General features: G+C 43.7%; 14 protein-coding genes. 5 read left to right on the forward strand and 9 right to left on the reverse strand.

Annotation, left to right across the window (positions count from 1 at the left end; all coding sequences use genetic code 11):
- Positions 1 to 28 precede the first annotated feature (28 nt).
- On the reverse strand, positions 29 to 1669 hold the full coding sequence (locus HMPREF0650_RS09540; RefSeq protein ID WP_004350381.1) for a diphosphate--fructose-6-phosphate 1-phosphotransferase: 1641 nt from the start codon (positions 1667 to 1669) through the stop codon (positions 29 to 31).
- Between the two features lie 199 nt (positions 1670 to 1868).
- Between HMPREF0650_RS09540 and HMPREF0650_RS09545 the strand changes: the two genes are divergently transcribed.
- The 5 genes from HMPREF0650_RS09545 to HMPREF0650_RS09565 all read left to right on the forward strand — a co-directional run bounded on the left by HMPREF0650_RS09545 (position 1869) and on the right by HMPREF0650_RS09565 (position 7724).
- Positions 1869 to 2141 carry a hypothetical protein gene (locus HMPREF0650_RS09545; RefSeq protein WP_004350383.1) on the forward strand — a complete coding sequence of 91 codons (273 nt, stop codon included), beginning with the start codon at positions 1869 to 1871 and terminating at the stop codon, positions 2139 to 2141.
- Between the two features lie 16 nt (positions 2142 to 2157).
- Positions 2158 to 2718, forward strand: a complete 561-nt coding sequence (locus HMPREF0650_RS09550; protein ID WP_004350384.1) for a 1-acyl-sn-glycerol-3-phosphate acyltransferase — start codon at positions 2158 to 2160, stop codon at positions 2716 to 2718.
- Positions 2715 to 5315 (forward strand): golvesin C-terminal-like domain-containing protein, encoded by a 2601-nt coding sequence (locus tag HMPREF0650_RS09555; RefSeq protein ID WP_004350387.1) that lies wholly within the window; start codon positions 2715 to 2717, stop codon positions 5313 to 5315. The genes HMPREF0650_RS09550 and HMPREF0650_RS09555 overlap by 4 nt, the downstream gene beginning before the upstream one ends.
- Before the next feature lie 96 nt (positions 5316 to 5411).
- The gene (locus HMPREF0650_RS09560; RefSeq protein ID WP_004350388.1) at positions 5412 to 5747 is read left to right on the forward strand and encodes a DUF8442 family protein; all 336 of its coding nucleotides are present in this window, start codon (positions 5412 to 5414) and stop codon (positions 5745 to 5747) included.
- Between the two features lie 18 nt (positions 5748 to 5765).
- On the forward strand, positions 5766 to 7724 hold the full coding sequence (locus tag HMPREF0650_RS09565) for a YgiQ family radical SAM protein (RefSeq protein WP_004350389.1): 1959 nt from the start codon (positions 5766 to 5768) through the stop codon (positions 7722 to 7724).
- 209 nt (positions 7725 to 7933) lie between these two features.
- On the opposite strand, the gene HMPREF0650_RS09570 is transcribed toward HMPREF0650_RS09565, so the two are convergent.
- The 8 genes from HMPREF0650_RS09570 to HMPREF0650_RS09605 all read right to left on the reverse strand — a co-directional run bounded on the left by HMPREF0650_RS09570 (position 7934) and on the right by HMPREF0650_RS09605 (position 16315).
- Complete coding sequence (locus tag HMPREF0650_RS09570) at positions 7934 to 9037, reverse strand: glycoside hydrolase family 43 protein (RefSeq protein ID WP_004350391.1); 1104 nt, start codon at positions 9035 to 9037, stop codon at positions 7934 to 7936.
- A 22-nt stretch (positions 9038 to 9059) separates the two neighbouring features.
- Complete coding sequence (locus HMPREF0650_RS09575) at positions 9060 to 10436, reverse strand: HU family DNA-binding protein (RefSeq protein ID WP_004350393.1); 1377 nt, start codon at positions 10434 to 10436, stop codon at positions 9060 to 9062.
- Entirely contained in the window at positions 10433 to 10720 is a 288-nt protein-coding gene (locus HMPREF0650_RS09580) for an HU family DNA-binding protein (RefSeq protein ID WP_004350395.1), read from the reverse strand. Before HMPREF0650_RS09580 ends, HMPREF0650_RS09575 begins: the two co-directional genes overlap by 4 nt.
- A gap of 18 nt (positions 10721 to 10738) precedes the next feature.
- The gene (rimO, locus tag HMPREF0650_RS09585; protein WP_004350397.1) at positions 10739 to 12037 is read right to left on the reverse strand and encodes a 30S ribosomal protein S12 methylthiotransferase RimO; all 1299 of its coding nucleotides are present in this window, start codon (positions 12035 to 12037) and stop codon (positions 10739 to 10741) included.
- 16 nt (positions 12038 to 12053) lie between these two features.
- On the reverse strand, positions 12054 to 13013 hold the full coding sequence (ftsY, locus tag HMPREF0650_RS09590; RefSeq protein ID WP_004350399.1) for a signal recognition particle-docking protein FtsY: 960 nt from the start codon (positions 13011 to 13013) through the stop codon (positions 12054 to 12056).
- Between the two features lie 544 nt (positions 13014 to 13557).
- The gene (locus HMPREF0650_RS09595; protein WP_004350407.1) at positions 13558 to 14148 is read right to left on the reverse strand and encodes an IMPACT family protein; all 591 of its coding nucleotides are present in this window, start codon (positions 14146 to 14148) and stop codon (positions 13558 to 13560) included.
- Entirely contained in the window at positions 14145 to 15392 is a 1248-nt protein-coding gene (locus HMPREF0650_RS09600) for a DUF1015 domain-containing protein (protein ID WP_004350409.1), read from the reverse strand. The genes HMPREF0650_RS09595 and HMPREF0650_RS09600 overlap by 4 nt, the downstream gene beginning before the upstream one ends.
- A gap of 5 nt (positions 15393 to 15397) precedes the next feature.
- On the reverse strand, positions 15398 to 16315 hold the full coding sequence (locus tag HMPREF0650_RS09605) for an NAD(P)-dependent oxidoreductase (protein WP_004350410.1): 918 nt from the start codon (positions 16313 to 16315) through the stop codon (positions 15398 to 15400).
- Positions 16316 to 16436 lie beyond the last annotated feature (121 nt).

Below are 16436 nucleotides of genomic sequence, written 5' to 3' on the forward strand. Positions count from 1 at the left end.
TTTATGGTAGTTTTAAATGTCAGTAAGATTATTCCTGCTCCAATGCCAAGGTTCGTGTGGTCTGGTCACAAACCTCACTGGGGCCCCAATACTGGATAGGCCCTGGGTAAACATAGCATGTATGGTTAGCCCATTCGTCACGGTTGGCAGCGAAAGTCTTGAAAGGCTTGCCTTCCAACTCTACCAACGCCTTGCGGATTACCGGTTTCATTTCACCTGTACGACGCTCCATGTTCATCATCATGGTGATAGGTACACCACCTGCTTTCCAGTTGTCGGTGCAGTCGGTGGTATTCTTGACAATGGCCATGTATCCTGTCTTACCGTTTGCGATGAGCTGAGCAGCACTGGTTCCAAGCGCATAGCAATAGTCGGCATCAAAATTAGACGGTGCTGCACAGCGACCTTCGTAACCAAAGAAATGGTGAAGAGGTGAGAACTTACCTTGATATTTGCCTTGCTTCTTCCATTCATTGAGCTTAGCGGAAACCATGTTGGACAGCAACTTCTCGGTTTCAATTAAGGAAACCTGAACATTTCCGTGCGGGTCGCGATCCAAACTCAGCTGACGAGCCACATCTTCCGGCAACGTTTCGAAGGTAGAGCGGTTGGCATCAGAGAGGTGAGCCAGGATGTATTCACGCTGTGCGTCCTTGTCCAAATCCTTATAATCGGCACCATGAGCGGCCAGCAGATCGTTCAATTCGGCGATCAAGCGACCGATGGCAGGGATGAATTCTATCAAGCCTTCGGGAATGAGGACCACACCAAAGTTGTTTCCTTCTTTGGCACGGTAGGCCACAACAGAAGCAATGTTCTCAACAATTTCATTCAGCGTCTTGTCTTTTGCCTGTATTTCTTCTGACACAAGACAAATGTTTGGCTGTGTCTGCAATGCACACTCCAGTGCAATGTGAGAGGCCGAACGGCCCATCAGCTTGATGAAATGCCAGTATTTGCGAGCCGAATTGCAGTCACGCTCAATGTTTCCAATGAGTTCTGAATAGGTTTTTGTTGCCGTATCAAAACCAAATGAAGTTTCAATTTGCTCGTTCTTCAAGTCGCCGTCGATGGTCTTTGGACAACCGATGACCTGCACGCCATACTGCTTGGCAGCGTAATATTCGGCCAAAACGCAGGCGTTGGTGTTTGAATCGTCACCACCAATGATAACAAGTGCTTTGATATCCAGCTCGCGAATCACTTCCAAACCCTTTTCAAACTGGTCTTCTTTCTCCAGCTTGGTACGTCCGGAACCAATCATATCAAAACCTCCTGTATTGCGATATTTCTCCAAGAAACCAGCAGTAATCTCGATATAATTGTGATCCACCAAACCACCAGGCCCCATCAAGAAACCATACAAGTGGTTTTCTTCGTTCAATTTCTTAACGGCATCGAACAAGCCACTGATCACATTATGTCCACCAGGTGCCTGACCTCCACTGAGGATGACGCCTACATTCATCAACTTGTGTTCACATTTATCACCAGGAACAAACTCTACGAGAGGCATTCCGTAAGTATGTGGGAACAATTTTTTGATTTCATCCTGATCATCAACACTTTCAGTTGGTGCTCCTTCCTTGATTTTCACAGCACCTTGAAGAGCTTTTGGCAGTTTTGGCTGATAAGAAGCTCTTTCTTTTTGTAATGCACTTGTTTTCATCTTTGCAATTTTACTAATATAATAAATGATAAATTTTCATTGCTCTTAGGTTTTGCAAATTTACCCTTTTTCTTTGAGATAGAAAAACAAACAATTAAGAAAACAAGTTTTTTTCCAGTCAATGTGTTGCATATACAGATATTTTTTCTACCTTTGAACTATCATACAATTTCGTACAAACTATAAAGAGACAATTCATATGGCAAACAAAAGAGATTTAAAACGAATAATTCATTATGTTTGTAGTGACCTTTTAGCAGAATGCGTAGCCGCCTCGCTGTATAGTGAAAAACCCGAAAAGGAGAATATTGATGCGCTGCTGACGTCGATCTTGACGTTGCAGAGTCAATATATTAAGCGCGTATCTCATCCCGAACCAGGAATGAAGCAAAAGGAATATTACAAGGATTTGATTGCAAAATTCAACTCAGACGTGTCTGAAATTGTAGATCAGATATCGAATATTTATTAAAAAAACCGAAGCGTATATGCTAAATCGTTTGTGTAGATGGCTATTATATAGTTGCATGGGATGGACAAAAGTTGTAACTGTTGACCATCCCAACAAATACATTATCTGTCTTGCCCCACACACCAGCAACTGGGATTTCATCATTGGATTGCTTTACATGCACGCAGAGGGCATGAAATCAAACTTTCTGATGAAGAAAGAGTGGTTTGTAGGCCCTCTCAAACCCCTTTTGAAAGCTATGGGGGGAATACCTGTTTGGCGTTCAAAACATACGAGCATGACGGACAACCTTGCAGCCTTTGCTCAAAAGAAGAAAACTTTTCAACTTTGTATCACACCCGAGGGAACACGGTCTCTTAACTCAGATTGGAAGATGGGATTCTATTACATTGCCCTGAAAGCAAACATACCCATCCTCCTGTATGGTCTTGACTATCAACGTAAGACTATACAATGTACGAAAAAGATTGTTCCCACAGGAAATGTAGACGAGGAGATGAAAGAGGTGAAACTATATTTTAAAGGTATGCAAGGCAAACATCCCGAGAAATTTTCGATAGGAGAAATTGCCCAATGAGGTTACGCACAGTTTTATTTCTGTACTGCGTGTGCCTGTCACTCCACCTATCAGCTCAGTACAACAGTAGCTTCACACGGGCATGGGGTGATATTGACCATCAGGATAAGCCGTGGGTAACGAACACATCGAAGACCAACAAGATTAGTAAAGGACTGGAGAATAGGCATATTTCTGTATGGGCAAGCCATGGCTACTATTACGATCAGAATAAATTTAAGTGGAAATGGCAGCGGCCAAACCTATTTGGAACCACCGAAGATTTGTTCACTCAGACCATTGTCATCCCCTACCTTATTCCCATGCTCGAGCATGCCGGAGCCTGTGTATTTACACCACGAGAGAGAGATTGGCAAAAACATGAGGTCATCATTGATAACGATGACCCAAATAAAGGGACATCCTATCTTGAGATAAACGTTAACAGAAATTGGGAACGAGCTAATACAAAAGGCTTTGCAAGGACAAAAACCATCTACAACGACGGCGACAATCCCTTTCAGCAAGGTAGTGCGAGGATGGCTCGCTCAACCAAAAGCAAGCATCCAAGTTTGGTATCTTATCAGCCGAATCTGCCTCAAGCCGGAAGATATGCCGTATATGTGAGTTATCAAACAGTAGACAAAAGTGTGGATGATGCCGAATACATCGTCTATCACAAGGGGCAGGAAACCACTTTTAGGGTCAACCAACAGATGGGAGGTGGTACTTGGGTTTACCTTGGGACCTTCGATTTTGACGCTGGGAGTAATCAGTTTAACCGAGTAGTGGTGACAAATCGCTCGAAAAAAAAGAGACGCTTCGTGACGACAGATGCTGTTAGATTCGGTGGTGGAATGGGTAACATTCAACGCGGAGGAAGCATAAGCGGCCTGCCACGGACGCTTGAAGGTTCGCGATATTATGCACAATGGGCTGGCGCACCCTACAGTGTCTACGGAGGGAAGGGCGGTCAAGACGACTATTCCGATGACATCAACGCCCGATCCAAAATGACAAATTGGCTCGCAGGTGGAAGTGTATTCGCACCATCACTGCCAGGACTAAGGGTTCCCCTTGAGTTGGCATTGGCTGTTCACAGTGATGCAGGATATAGTGCCGATGGAAAATCGCTCATTGGCTCTTTGGCTATTTGCACAACAAACTTCAATGATGGACGCTTGAATGCGGGGATTTCGAGAATGACCTCAAAGGACTTCGCCAATGATTTACTGCAAAATGCAGTCAGAGACCTGAGTACCGACCAAAGATCCTGGCCCAAGAGATACCTCTGGGACAGAAACTATTCGGAAACGCGTGTGCCGGAAATCCCCTCAGCGATACTGGAAACCATGTCTCATCAAAACTTTCCAGACATGATTCTCGGTCAAGATCCCAACTTTAAGTTCAGCTTTGCCCGTTCTATCTATAAGACCATATTAAGATATATCAACCGGCAGCACGGAAAATCGTATGTTGTTCAACCTTTGGCACCACAAGATTTCCACATCGAGTTTACATCCAAGAACAAGGTAAAACTGTCTTGGTCGGCACAAACCGACCCCAAAGAAGAAACTGCTACACCATCATCGTATAATGTATACATGGCGACAGGAACGAGTGGATTTGACAATGGAAAGAATATCAGCAAAACATCTTATTCCATTGAACTTGAACCTGATGTGCAATACAACTTTAAGATTACGGCCTGTAACAAAGGTGGTGAGAGTTTTCCCACAGAAACTTTGTCGGCTTACTATTCACCTTTAGCCACTCAAACGGTACTGGTTGTCAACGGATTCAATCGTCTTTCGGCGCCCAAGGTGATTGATGATGAGCTTCAACAAGGCTTTGACCTCCATGCGGATATTGGAGTTGCGTACGGAAAGACTGCGGGATGGGCAGGATATCAAGCAGCTTTTGACAAATCACGCATGGGCAGTTTGACAGAAACAGGTTTGGGATATGGAGGCAATGAATTGGCGGGACAATTCTTTGCAGGCAACACGTTCGATTATGTAGTAGACCATACGGCCGCTATTGCTAGTTCTAAAAAGTACAATGTGGCGAGTTCATCCAGCCAAGCAGTATGGTCGGGTCAAGTAAAACTGAACAAATATCCCTGTATTGACCTGATATTAGGATTGGAAAAATATGAACCGTACACAGTAAAATACTATAAATCGTTCACCCCTCAGATGCAAACTCTGTTGACAGACTATGCCAATCATGGCGGAGCAATCATGGTTAGCGGCTCGTATATTGGCTCGGATATGACCTTTGAAACCGAAAGATCGTTTCTCAACAACGTTCTGAAACTATCCTATACGCCCAGCGATAGTATTGTTTCCTCTAATGCTGTACATGGCCTGGGCATGAACATGACGTTCTACCAAACGCCTAATGAAGAGCATTATGCCGCGCAATGGCCCGAAGTTCTTTCTCCCAATCCAAGTGCTATGTGTGTCATGCAATATGCTAATGGTACCAGTGCCGCAGTTGCGTACAAGGACAACCATTATAGATGCTTCACCATGGGTTTCCCTTTTGAATGCATCATCGATCAAAAGAATAAAGAACTGCTGATGCGGGGAATATTAAACTATTTGCTAGAATAACGGACAGGCTCGCCCAGCAGCTTATGGAAGCACAACAATGGCATGAGAATTGCAGTTTGATTGACATAAACAACCACTTATATAATAGCAGAAGATATGAAATATAAAATCCAATCCAATCCATCTGGCACGAGATGTATCGAAGTTTCGGACGAACATCTGACCTGTATTCAGAAATATGCTTTATTCGAAAACCTGGTTGATAGCACGGGCATCATTGATGAAGATATACTGAACAAGCTAAAACTGAATGTCAGATCCTTGTTAGAATCAGATGCAAATCATGACAAAGCCCTACTGGATCTTTGCCTTGACGTTATCTACCACGCCAACATGAAGGCATTTGGCCTCAACCAATTGGTGAAACTGTATATAGACTGGGCAAACCAAAAGACCGAGGATAAAGAATGTATCACGAGTCGTGAGGACTAAAATAAAGACAACACTCATTTGAAAGATTATCAACTTACTGATTTTCTTCCAACCACTAAGAAGGAATGCAAGTTAAGAGGTTGGGAAGAACTGGATGTCATCTTGTTTTCAGGAGATGCCTATGTTGACCATCCATCCTTTGGAGTTGCCGTCATAGGGCGTTCACTTGAAGCTGCGGGATACAAGGTTGCCATCGTTCCTCAGCCTGATTGGCATGGCGACTATCGCGACTTCAAGAAGCTGGGTAAGCCGAGATTATTCTTCGGTATCTCACCAGGTTGCATGGATTCGATGGTAAACAAGTACACTGCCAACAAGAGATTGCGCAAGGAAGATGCCTATAGTCCTGACGGAAGACACGATTGTCGTCCTGAATATCCAACCATTGTTTATTCTAAGATTCTCCGTCAACTATACCCAGACACCCCCATTGTATTGGGTGGCATCGAGGCTTCCATGAGACGTCTTACGCACTATGACTATTGGCAAGACGCGCTTCGCAAATGTATTCTATGCGATTCGGGTGCCGACATGATTCTGTACGGCATGGGAGCGAAGTCTGTTTTATGCTTATGTCAAAGGATTGCAGCCGGTGAACCCATCCAAGAGATTCACGATATCCCTCAAACTGTGTATCTTGCTCAAAAAGAAGAGATTGATGGTGGCATCAAAGAAGACGATATTATCCTACATAGCCACAAGGAATGCTTGAAAGAAAAACGACTGCAAGCCGATAATTTCAGGCATATAGAAGAGGAGTCAAACAAGATACACGCACAAAGATTGATTCAGGCTGTGGACAACAAATATGTGGTAGTCAATCCTCCTTTTCCAACTTTATCAACTCAAGAGATTGATGCATATTATGACTTGCCCTATACGCGAGTGCCACATCTCAAATATAAGGGTAAACGTATTCCTGCCTACGAGATGATAAAGTTCTCGGTAAACATACACCAAGGCTGTTTTGGCGGTTGCGCTTTCTGCACGATATCGGCTCATCAAGGGAAGTTTGTCACTTGCCGATCGAAAGAAAGCATCCTGAGAGAGGTAAAACAGGTGATTGACATGCCAGACTTCAAGGGTTATCTTTCAGATCTTGGAGGGCCGTCAGCTAACATGTATGGCATGGCAGGAAAGAATCATCTGGCTTGTGAACACTGCAGACGCCCATCCTGCATTCACCCCAAAATCTGCCCCAATCTCAACACAGACCACAGTAAACTCCTGGATATTTATCGATCCGTCGATGCTATTCCCGGCATAAAAAAGAGTTTTGTCAGCAGTGGTGTTCGGTATGACTTGCTGTTGCACAAAAGCAAGGATGAAGCGACGAACGCCGCTGCACAAGAATATACCAAAGAACTGATTAAGAACCATGTGAGTGGTCGCTTGAAAGTAGCACCCGAACACACGTCAGATGCAGTATTGAACTTGATGCGCAAGCCTTCTTTCAAGTTGTTCGAACAATTTAAAGTCATCTTTGACAAAATCAACAAAGAAGAAAATTTAAAGCAACAACTCATCCCCTATTTCATTAGCAGTCATCCCGGTTGCCAAGCACAAGATATGGCAAACCTCGCCATCATCACCAAAAAACTAAATTTTCAGCTTGAACAGGTGCAAGATTTCACCCCTACTCCCATGACTGTCAGCACAGAAACATGGTACACAGGATACGATCCTTACACGCTGGAACCAGTTTACTGTGCCAAAACACCAAATGAAAAACTTGCCCAACGACAATTCTTCTTTTGGTACAAACCAGAGGAAAGAAAGAGCATTGAAAGAGAGTTGAGAAAGATAGGGAGGCCAGAACTGATTGAGCAGCTTTTTTCTCATGCACCTAAGCCCCCAAAAACATCGTCCCGAAAAGATGAAGCAAGCTCGCAAAGAACAAGCCGCAAACGCCCCGCTTCATACAATCCAAACTTTTCGAACAAGCGAAAAAGGGAGAAAAACAAACGCCGAAATTAAAAAGAAGTACCCTACAAACGAAATAACGTCTATCACTGAAGGCGACATGAAGGTACATAAAACGGCGAAAGAAAGTTTGTTTGGTGAAACGATAGCAACGTATGACAGTCCTAAAACAAACTTTCCTTCACATTTCTTATTCACGCACGACTCTCACAAACCAGATAAGTGCGGGCTTTTCATCCCAAGATATGGGAAATAGCTCATCATCAATAAGCTATTTCCTGTTCACTCGTTGTAGGGCCATTCACCTTCAATTTGCCATCTTGGATGGTCACTTGATCCATGAAGACGACACGCTTTGACGGGTCTGCTTGCATGCGTGCATGATATACGGTGTACATCTTGCCATCCGGCATGGTGATGAGCATGTTGTGACCCGTACCCATCACGGTACCACCCTTTGACACATTTTCTTGCAAAACAGGATTGTTCTCCGCCTTCTTGAACGGTCCCAAAGGATTTTTAGCTGTCGCATACCCAACCGCATAGTGTGCTCCTTCAAACGAATTGGCAGAATACATCATATAATACAAGCCGTCATGCTTGAAGATATACGACCCTTCCGTCCAACGTCGATTTACTTCTCCAGACGTTACCGACCTACTCTCCCATTCCGATTGTTGGTCATCAAGCTTGGTAGGAGGAGCCAACAGCAACTTTGGTTCGCCAATCACACCCGTGAAATCAGGCTTTAATTCAACTCCATACACCCAACTTTCTTCTACCTCATCAAACTTTCCCTCTTTTTTGGCCTTGTCAGCAATCTCGCTTTCTACAGGATGTTTGTAGCAACAACGCGAATAATACAGGTAGCACTTGTTGTTTTCATCATCAAAATAAACATTGGCATCGATGATTGGGTATGGAGGATTAAAGATAGGACGGTTTATCAAATCCCGAAAAGGACCTGTGGGTGAATCAGATACAGCGACGCCTATCTTGAAAATCTCCAATTCATTCGTTGGATTTTCCTTGGCATTAGCACAGTAAAACAGATAGTATTTCCCGTTTCGTTCATACACTTCAGGCGCCCAGAAGCAGTCTTTGTTCCACTGTTCGGCTGTCCCACCCGTATAAATTTGACCACACGAATCCCAAGTTTTCAAATCTTCAGAGACGAAAGCTTCGAAGCCATTCGCCAGAGAAGTGCCATACATATAATATTTTCCATCGCTTGCATGTAACAAGAATGGGTCGCCAAAATTCAGAGGCAAAGGATTTTTAATAATGTTGGTATGCTGTTTTGAACATCCGATAAAAACAGACAACACACAAAGTAATGCGATGATTACGCCTGATTGTTTCTTCATAAACAGTAATGATTAAGATAAATTATTTAGATTTCTTCTTTAATTTCAATGCTGGGATTTTAACTTTGTCACCCTCCTTCACTTCTTGCGTCTCATTCACAGCCTCCATGTAGCACTCCATGCCAGGCCCTAAGTAAGTTTTACTGATAGAAGTCAAGGTCTGTCCTTTACGCACCGTGACGGTTTGTGCCACACCCGTTATGACATAAGCTCCGGTTCTAACTCTCGGATCCGAATCATATTTTGAGGCCATTGTTTGGCTGTTCTGATGAGACTGGTCACGCTTGGCGCTCTCAGATGCCACCTTTGCAGCTGCATCCTTCTCTTGTTTCTCATTTTGAACACCATTGTGAGATTGCTCTGTTGACTGTTCACTCCGATCGGCAGCAGACGTATTTTCCTGTCCCTCACTGTCTACCGCTGCATTTTCAGAAGCCGATTCGCCTTGAACACCAGCCACGTTTTCCTTCACTTGTGCAGCTTGTTTAACAGCATGCAGCTCTGTCATCAAATGCTCTATTCGGTTATCACGAGCCGCAAACTGCTTACCGATATAATAAACGCCAAGACATGCCACTAACAGCAAAGCACATACGGCACCAATCAGTAGCTTTTGATTTCGCTGTGTTCGAGCCAAATTGGCACGCAACTGTTGATTTTTTTCATTCAACTCATTCAGTTCGGCTAACTCAAGTGATTCTTTTTCTTCGTTTTCCTTCATGGATGATTGCGATATATTGTCAGTTGTTTCTGTGACATTTCTTTCTTCCTGGATTGGTTGGTCATCAACCACAGGAGCCTCTTCAATGGGGGGAATCTCTATTACCTCTTGCTCACGCACGCCATCTTCAATGAGATTGCCAGAACGAGGCTCTGCGTCGCTGTCATTCAACACCTCCTCATTCACAGTAGATGATAGTTCTGGTAATGGTTCAGGTGATGGTTTTTCTTGAAGATTGTCCTGCGGTTCAACTTCAACCTGTTTTTCTTCCGCAGGCAAAACGGTCTCCACAGGTGCACTGCTGTCGGCATTTTCTTGTTCCTCAAGCTGCTGATAACGTTCATCTATCTCCGAAAAATCGGCATCATCGCTCACCGTAACCGTCTCAAACTGCTCAAACGGACTGTTTACTTTATCTCTTAAGATTGGTTCGGGCGTGAAAGAAATCTTCTCTCTCCCCTCAATGATGATGCGTTCACCCGTGTTCACATCCACGCTCTCACGGGCATTCACGGATGTCACCTTGAACGTTCCAAGTCCTTTAATCTTAACTTGTTTATCGGCTTTAAGCCCCGTTGTTAAAACGTCTACGAGTAAAGGGATGAAAAATTCGGCCTCACTTTTCGATAGCTGGTGCTGTTCTTCCAACACACTCGCCAAATCTGTGATCTTTATCATGAGTCGCCTCCTTTCTTCAACTGTTCCTTGACAGAAGGCATGGGTCTGAAACTAAGAACCAATTTGGGAGGAACCAACATCTTCTTGCCTGTTGAAGGATTCGTCAGGATGCGTTCCATCCGCTTTTTCACTTCAAAAGTACCGAATGAAGGGATAGCAATCGATTCGCCCTCTCCAAGAATGTTTGTCATTTCTTCCACGAGCGTACGAACATAGTTTTGCGTCTGTTCTTGCGTATAGCCTGCACGTCGTGACAATTCTGCAATAAACTCTTTGTTATTCATGGAACTTGCTGTATATGTTTAGACAATCTCGCCGTACAAATCAAACTCTTCGGCATCAGTGATCTTCACTTGATAAAAAGAACCAATCTGCACGGCCTTCTGTCCACCTTGTATTAATATTTCGGGATCAACCTCTGGGGAACAAAATTCCGAGCGCCCGATAAAATAGTCATTTTCCTTCCTGTCTATGATTACTTTCATGGTTGAGCCTATCTTTGCTGCCTCTATCTCAGCACTAATTTCCTGCTGAACCGCCATCAACTCATCCAATCTTCGCTGCTTAACATCTTCAGGTATGTCGTCTGCATAGTGATTGGCACCGTAGGTTCCCTCCTCTTCCGAATACATGAAAGCACCCATGCGTTCAAATCGTGCCCATCGAACAAAGTCGAGCAACTGCTGAAAATCTTCCTCTGTTTCGCCAGGAAACCCAACCATCAGCGTGGTGCGCAGATGAATGCCCGGCACCTTTTCCCGAATGGTGCAAATCAAATCCATGGTTTCCTGCTTGTTCACATGCCTGTGCATGCGCTCAAGTACCGAGTCGGAGATATGCTGCAGCGCGATATCAAGATACTTGCAGACGTTTTGTTTCTCGTTCATCACGTCCAAAAGCTCAAGTGGAAACTGGTTCGGATAAGCATAATGCAAGCGTATCCACTCAACACCTTCTATGTCAGCCATCTCACTAATCAAGTCAGCGATATGTCGTTTTCCATCAAGGTCCACCCCATAATAAGTCAACTCTTGGGCGATGATTTGAAACTCTTTCATCCCATCAGCCACCAAGTTACGAACCTCTTGTAGAATTTCGTCTTTCGGTCGGCTGACATGCTTGCCAGTAATGATTGGAATGGCACAATAGGCGCAGTGGCGATCACAGCCCTCCGCTATTTTGATGTATGCATAATGAGCGGGTGTCGTGAGATGTCGCTGACCGCTGCAAGCCTTGATTTCAGCCTTTCCCAAATCAGCCAACAGCTGCTTGTAATTGAACTTGCCATAGAATTTGTCCACCTCAGGAATCTCATTTTCAAGCTCATTCTTATAGCGTTCACTGAGGCAACCCATGACAAAAAGTTTGTTCAAACGACCTTCTTTCTTCGCTTCAACAAATTGAAGTATCGTATTGATACTCTCCTCTTTAGCTGTTTCAATAAATCCGCATGTATTGATTACTGCAATCTCACCATCAGGTTGTTCGCTGTCGTGCGTGCAGTCGTACCCATTCGCTTCAAACTGCTTCATCAGCGTCTCGCTGTCAACGAGATTCTTTGAGCAGCCCATCGTAATGATATCTATCTGATTCTTCTTCAAAATTATAGATTTTCTGTTATGATTCGTGCTGGAACAAACTGTCTACAAACTCTCGTCTGTTGAACAACTGCAAATCATCCATCTGTTCACCCAGTCCGATATATTTCACAGGCACCTTCAGTTGGTCACTGATACCGATGACCACGCCCCCCTTGGCCGTTCCATCCAATTTTGTGATGGCCAGCGAGGTAATCTGAGTGACGGCAGAGAACTGCTTTGCTTGCTCAAAAGCGTTTTGTCCCGTGCTGCCATCCAAGACGAGCAACACCTCATCAGGAGCTTGAGGCAGCACTTTTTTCATCACATCTTTGATTTTCTTCAATTCGTTCATCAAACCCACTTTGTTGTGCAAGCGCCCAGCTGTATCGATTAACACCACGTCGGCCCCATTAGCCTTTGCACTTTGCAGCGTATCAAACGCCACCGAAGCCGGGTCGGCCCCCATCTGTTGACTCACCACAGGCACGCCTACCCTTTCGCCCCAAATCTTGATTTGGTCTACGGCAGCTGCGCGATAGGTGTCGGCAGCTCCCAGGAATACCTTTTTACCCGATGCCTTAAACTGATAAGCCAGTTTGCCGATGGTTGTGGTTTTGCCAACCCCATTGACACCAACGACCAAGATAACATACGGCTGATGGTCGGCAGGTAAGTCCCAATTCTCGTGATCCTCAGTGTTGTTTTCAGCCAATAAGGCCGCAATCTCATCGCGCAAGATGGAATTGAGTTCAGCAGTTGACACATACTTGTCGCGTGCCACCCTTTGCTCGATACGCTCAATGATTTTCAGCGTTGTGCCAACACCGACATCCGATGTGACGAGCACCTCTTCCAAGTTGTCCAGCACCTCGTCATCAACCTTAGACTTACCGGCAACCGCACGTGACAACTTTGAGAATACACTCTGCTTGGTCTTTTCCAGACCCTGATCCAGCGTTTCTTTTTTCTTCTTATTGAACAGACCAAAAATACCCATATATTACCTTGTTGTTATTGAGTCACTCCTGAATGGAGTATAATTATTCTAAAATTACCTACTTCAGCATTTGCAAAGAAGGCGCAAACCGAATGCAAAGCAAGTTTACATGTTTTGGTGAGGCGACGCCCAACTTATGCAAAGATAGCACATTTTTTTGACTCTTTCTGTTTATCAAATAGATTTTCAACCAATTCCTTCATAATTGTAACGCACGTCATTGCAACAGCTCTTCCAATTGGTTATAAGAACAAGTTTTCAATGCCGTGTAGCCAGCCTTTTCGGCTCTACGAACATCACGAAGACATATCATCAAACAACCAATCAGTCAACGCATTACAAACTCATTGACTTTACCAGCCAATAAAATGCGAATAAGGGCGAAAACTCAATGACTTTGCCCACCAAAGTCAATGAGTTTGCATCTGTGTTACATGAATGTGTAAATGGATAGGCTATTTTTGAAAAAAAATAGGAATGTGACAACCAAAGTTGGCAGGATATGAGCCACCGGATTTATCATAGTTGTCGATGGGCGTGTTTATCATTCAAACGACAACTTGTGAAGTGCATTTTTCAAACGTTCGGCCTCAGATTGACGAATGGCCAGCGTGATACTACAGGTGTTGTCAAAAGTTTGTGAAACGATTCGAGGCTGCAGCTCTTTCACAATTCTCATCACCTGATTCATCATAGGATAGGCAAATGTGTAGGTGATGGTTTCTTCTACCAGTTTTACCTCAATCTGTGATGCCTCAATGGCTGCTGCGGCAGCTGAGCGGTAAGCGACAATGAGTCCACTGGTACCCAACTTGGTACCACCAAAATAGCGGATTACAACTATTAAGATGTCGGTTAACTCGAAGGAATTGATTTGTCCCAGTATCGGTTTTCCTGCGGTACTCGACGGCTCTCCGTCATCATTCGCCCTGAAGTTAACACGTTCAGCCCCCAGCATATACGCGTAGCAACAGTGTCGGGCGTCATAATATTTTTTCTTGTACGCCTGCAAGATTGATTTTATTTCGTCTTCAGACGTTACATGATGCGCAAAGGCGAGGAATTTACTCCTCTTCTCAGAGTAAAATCCCTCGCCTACTTTTTGTGATATTGTCTTGTATTCGTCTAATATCATGACAGCTTGTGAATCACCAATCCGCTACGTAGCTTGGGTTCAAACCAAGTAGCTTTTGGCGGCATAATCTTGCCAGAATCAGCGATGTCCATGATTTGTTGCATGGAAACTGGATAAAGAGCCAGTGCCATCTTCATTTCTCCACTGTCTACTCGACGTTCAAGCTCTTCCAAGCCACGCAAACCACCAACGAAATCAATACGCTTGTCTGAACGTAAATCCTTGATTCCGAGCAGTTCATCAAGTATCAATCGAGAAGAAATATCTACGTCCAACACACCAATTGGATCGTTGTCATCGTAGGTTCCTTGTTTAGCTTTCAAGCTATACCACTTTCCGTCGAGGTATAAAGAGAATTCATGCAACTGCTGTGGCTTGTAACTCTTCGTACCTTCCTCTGTTACATCAAAGTTTTTCTTCAAAGCTTTTAAGAACTCTTCTGATGACATTCCGTTCAAATCCTTCACCACTCTGTTATAATCTAAAATGGTTAACTGAGATGCTGGGAAGCATACAGCCATGAAATAGTTGTATTCTTCATGACCTGTATGATTAGGATTGGCTTTTGATTTTTCAACCCCAACCAATGCAGCAGCTGCAGAACGATGGTGACCGTCAGCAATATACAAGGCTGGCATCTTCTTAAATTCAGCGGTAATGGTTTCTATATCCTTTGCATCAGAGATTACCCAGAACTGATGTTTGAAACCGTCAATAGGAGCAATGAAGTCGTATTCAGGCTTTTCTGAAGCATACCGCTCAATCAATGACGTAAGCGTTTGATTGTCGGGATAAGCAAAGAAAACAGGTTCTATGTTGGCATCACATACCCGTACATGCTTCATTCTGTCTTCTTCTTTATCTCTTCGAGTCAATTCATGCTTCTTAATAACCCCATTGAGATAATCTTGGCAATAAGCACCTACTACCAATCCATACTGTGTTTTACCATTCATGGTTTGGGCATAGATATAGTAGTTTTCGTGTTCGTCTTGCTTGAGCCAACCTTTCTCTTGAAACTTCTTAAAGTTCTTGGCAGCTTGCTCATAGACGCGTGGGTCATATTCAGATGTTCCTGGCTCGAAATCGATTTCTGGTTTTATAATGTGATACAAACTCTTCTCATTATCTCCAGCTTCTTCTCTCGCCTCATCAGAATCTAAGACATCATATGGACGTGACTCAACCTCTTCGACTAAATCTTTTGGAGGTCGAACACCTTTAAATGGTTTGATTGTTGCCATGGCGATTACTTATTAACTTGGAATTTTGTGCAACCGTCTTTGAAATAAGCATTGATTTGCTGTGCGGCAGCAATTCCGGCATTTGCGTTGGCTTCTGCAGTCTGTGCGCCCATCTTCTTAGGAGTAGTGAAGTAACGACCCTCGAACTTTGCAAATTCAGCATCAGCGTCTGGCTTGATGTCTGTCACAAATTTAAGATCTTCACGTTCACCCATTAAACGCAACAATTCTGGTTCGTTGATAACTTCCTTGCGAGCAGTATTCACCAAGATGCCACCCTTCTTCATCAAGTTAACAACATCATAACCAACACTTTGTTTTGTGTGTTCATTGGAAGGAAGGTGTACACTGACAATATCGCACTGCTTGAAAAGTTCTTCTTTGGTAGCTACGAACTGAACGCCATCTTCTTTTTTAGGATTCTCTGCATGTGAACGGCTGAAGCCATATACCTCCATACCAAAACCATTGGCGATACGAGCTACATGACGTCCAATGTTACCAAAAGCCAAGATACCTAGCTTCTTACCTTTCAGCTCACAACCTGATTTTCCAGAGAAGCAGCTACGAGACATATAAATCAACAAGCCAAATACCAATTCGGCTACTGCATTAGAGTTCTGACCTGGCGTATTTTCTACCACAATACCTTTTTCTTTGGCATAGGCGGTGTCAATAGAATCGTAACCAGCGCCTGCACGAACAACAACTTTAAGTTTTGGAGCAGCATCAAGGATTTCTTTTGTTATTTTATCAGAACGAACAATCATCGCCTCTGCATCTTTAACAGCTTCTTTGAGTTCGTCGGTAGAAGTGTATTTCTCTAACAGTTCAACACAATGATTCTGGCTCTCCAACTCTTTTTTAATAGCCTCAACAGCCTTTCCATTAAAAGGTTTTTCTGTAGCAATAAGTACTTTCATTTGTTTAGAATATTGAATGGGTTAATTAACTACGCAATCACATCAAGAGGTGATTACGCATGAATTGATAAACAAACAGGCTAAAATAAGGTTGAATCAGGCAAACTGAATTATTAAGCTC

It is taken from the genome of Hoylesella buccalis ATCC 35310, from assembly GCF_000177075.1.
In the GTDB taxonomy this organism is placed as follows: domain Bacteria; phylum Bacteroidota; class Bacteroidia; order Bacteroidales; family Bacteroidaceae; genus Prevotella; species Prevotella buccalis.

Bases quoted from the DNA above. Each gene is read 5' to 3' on its own strand.
- HMPREF0650_RS09540 (WP_004350381.1), bottom strand. From the start codon at position 1,669: ATGAAAACAAGTGCATTACAAAAAGAAAGAGCTTCTTATCAGCCAAAA.
- HMPREF0650_RS09545 (WP_004350383.1), top strand. From the start codon at position 1,869: ATGGCAAACAAAAGAGATTTAAAACGAATAATTCATTATGTTTGTAGT.
- HMPREF0650_RS09550 (WP_004350384.1), top strand. From the start codon at position 2,158: ATGCTAAATCGTTTGTGTAGATGGCTATTATATAGTTGCATGGGATGG.
- HMPREF0650_RS09555 (WP_004350387.1), top strand. From the start codon at position 2,715: ATGAGGTTACGCACAGTTTTATTTCTGTACTGCGTGTGCCTGTCACTC.
- HMPREF0650_RS09560 (WP_004350388.1), top strand. From the start codon at position 5,412: ATGAAATATAAAATCCAATCCAATCCATCTGGCACGAGATGTATCGAA.
- HMPREF0650_RS09570 (WP_004350391.1), bottom strand. From the start codon at position 9,037: ATGAAGAAACAATCAGGCGTAATCATCGCATTACTTTGTGTGTTGTCT.
- HMPREF0650_RS09575 (WP_004350393.1), bottom strand. From the start codon at position 10,436: ATGATAAAGATCACAGATTTGGCGAGTGTGTTGGAAGAACAGCACCAG.
- HMPREF0650_RS09580 (WP_004350395.1), bottom strand. From the start codon at position 10,720: ATGAATAACAAAGAGTTTATTGCAGAATTGTCACGACGTGCAGGCTAT.
- ftsY (WP_004350399.1), bottom strand. From the start codon at position 13,013: ATGGGTATTTTTGGTCTGTTCAATAAGAAGAAAAAAGAAACGCTGGAT.
- HMPREF0650_RS09595 (WP_004350407.1), bottom strand. From the start codon at position 14,148: ATGATATTAGACGAATACAAGACAATATCACAAAAAGTAGGCGAGGGA.
- HMPREF0650_RS09600 (WP_004350409.1), bottom strand. From the start codon at position 15,392: ATGGCAACAATCAAACCATTTAAAGGTGTTCGACCTCCAAAAGATTTA.
- HMPREF0650_RS09605 (WP_004350410.1), bottom strand. From the start codon at position 16,315: ATGAAAGTACTTATTGCTACAGAAAAACCTTTTAATGGAAAGGCTGTT.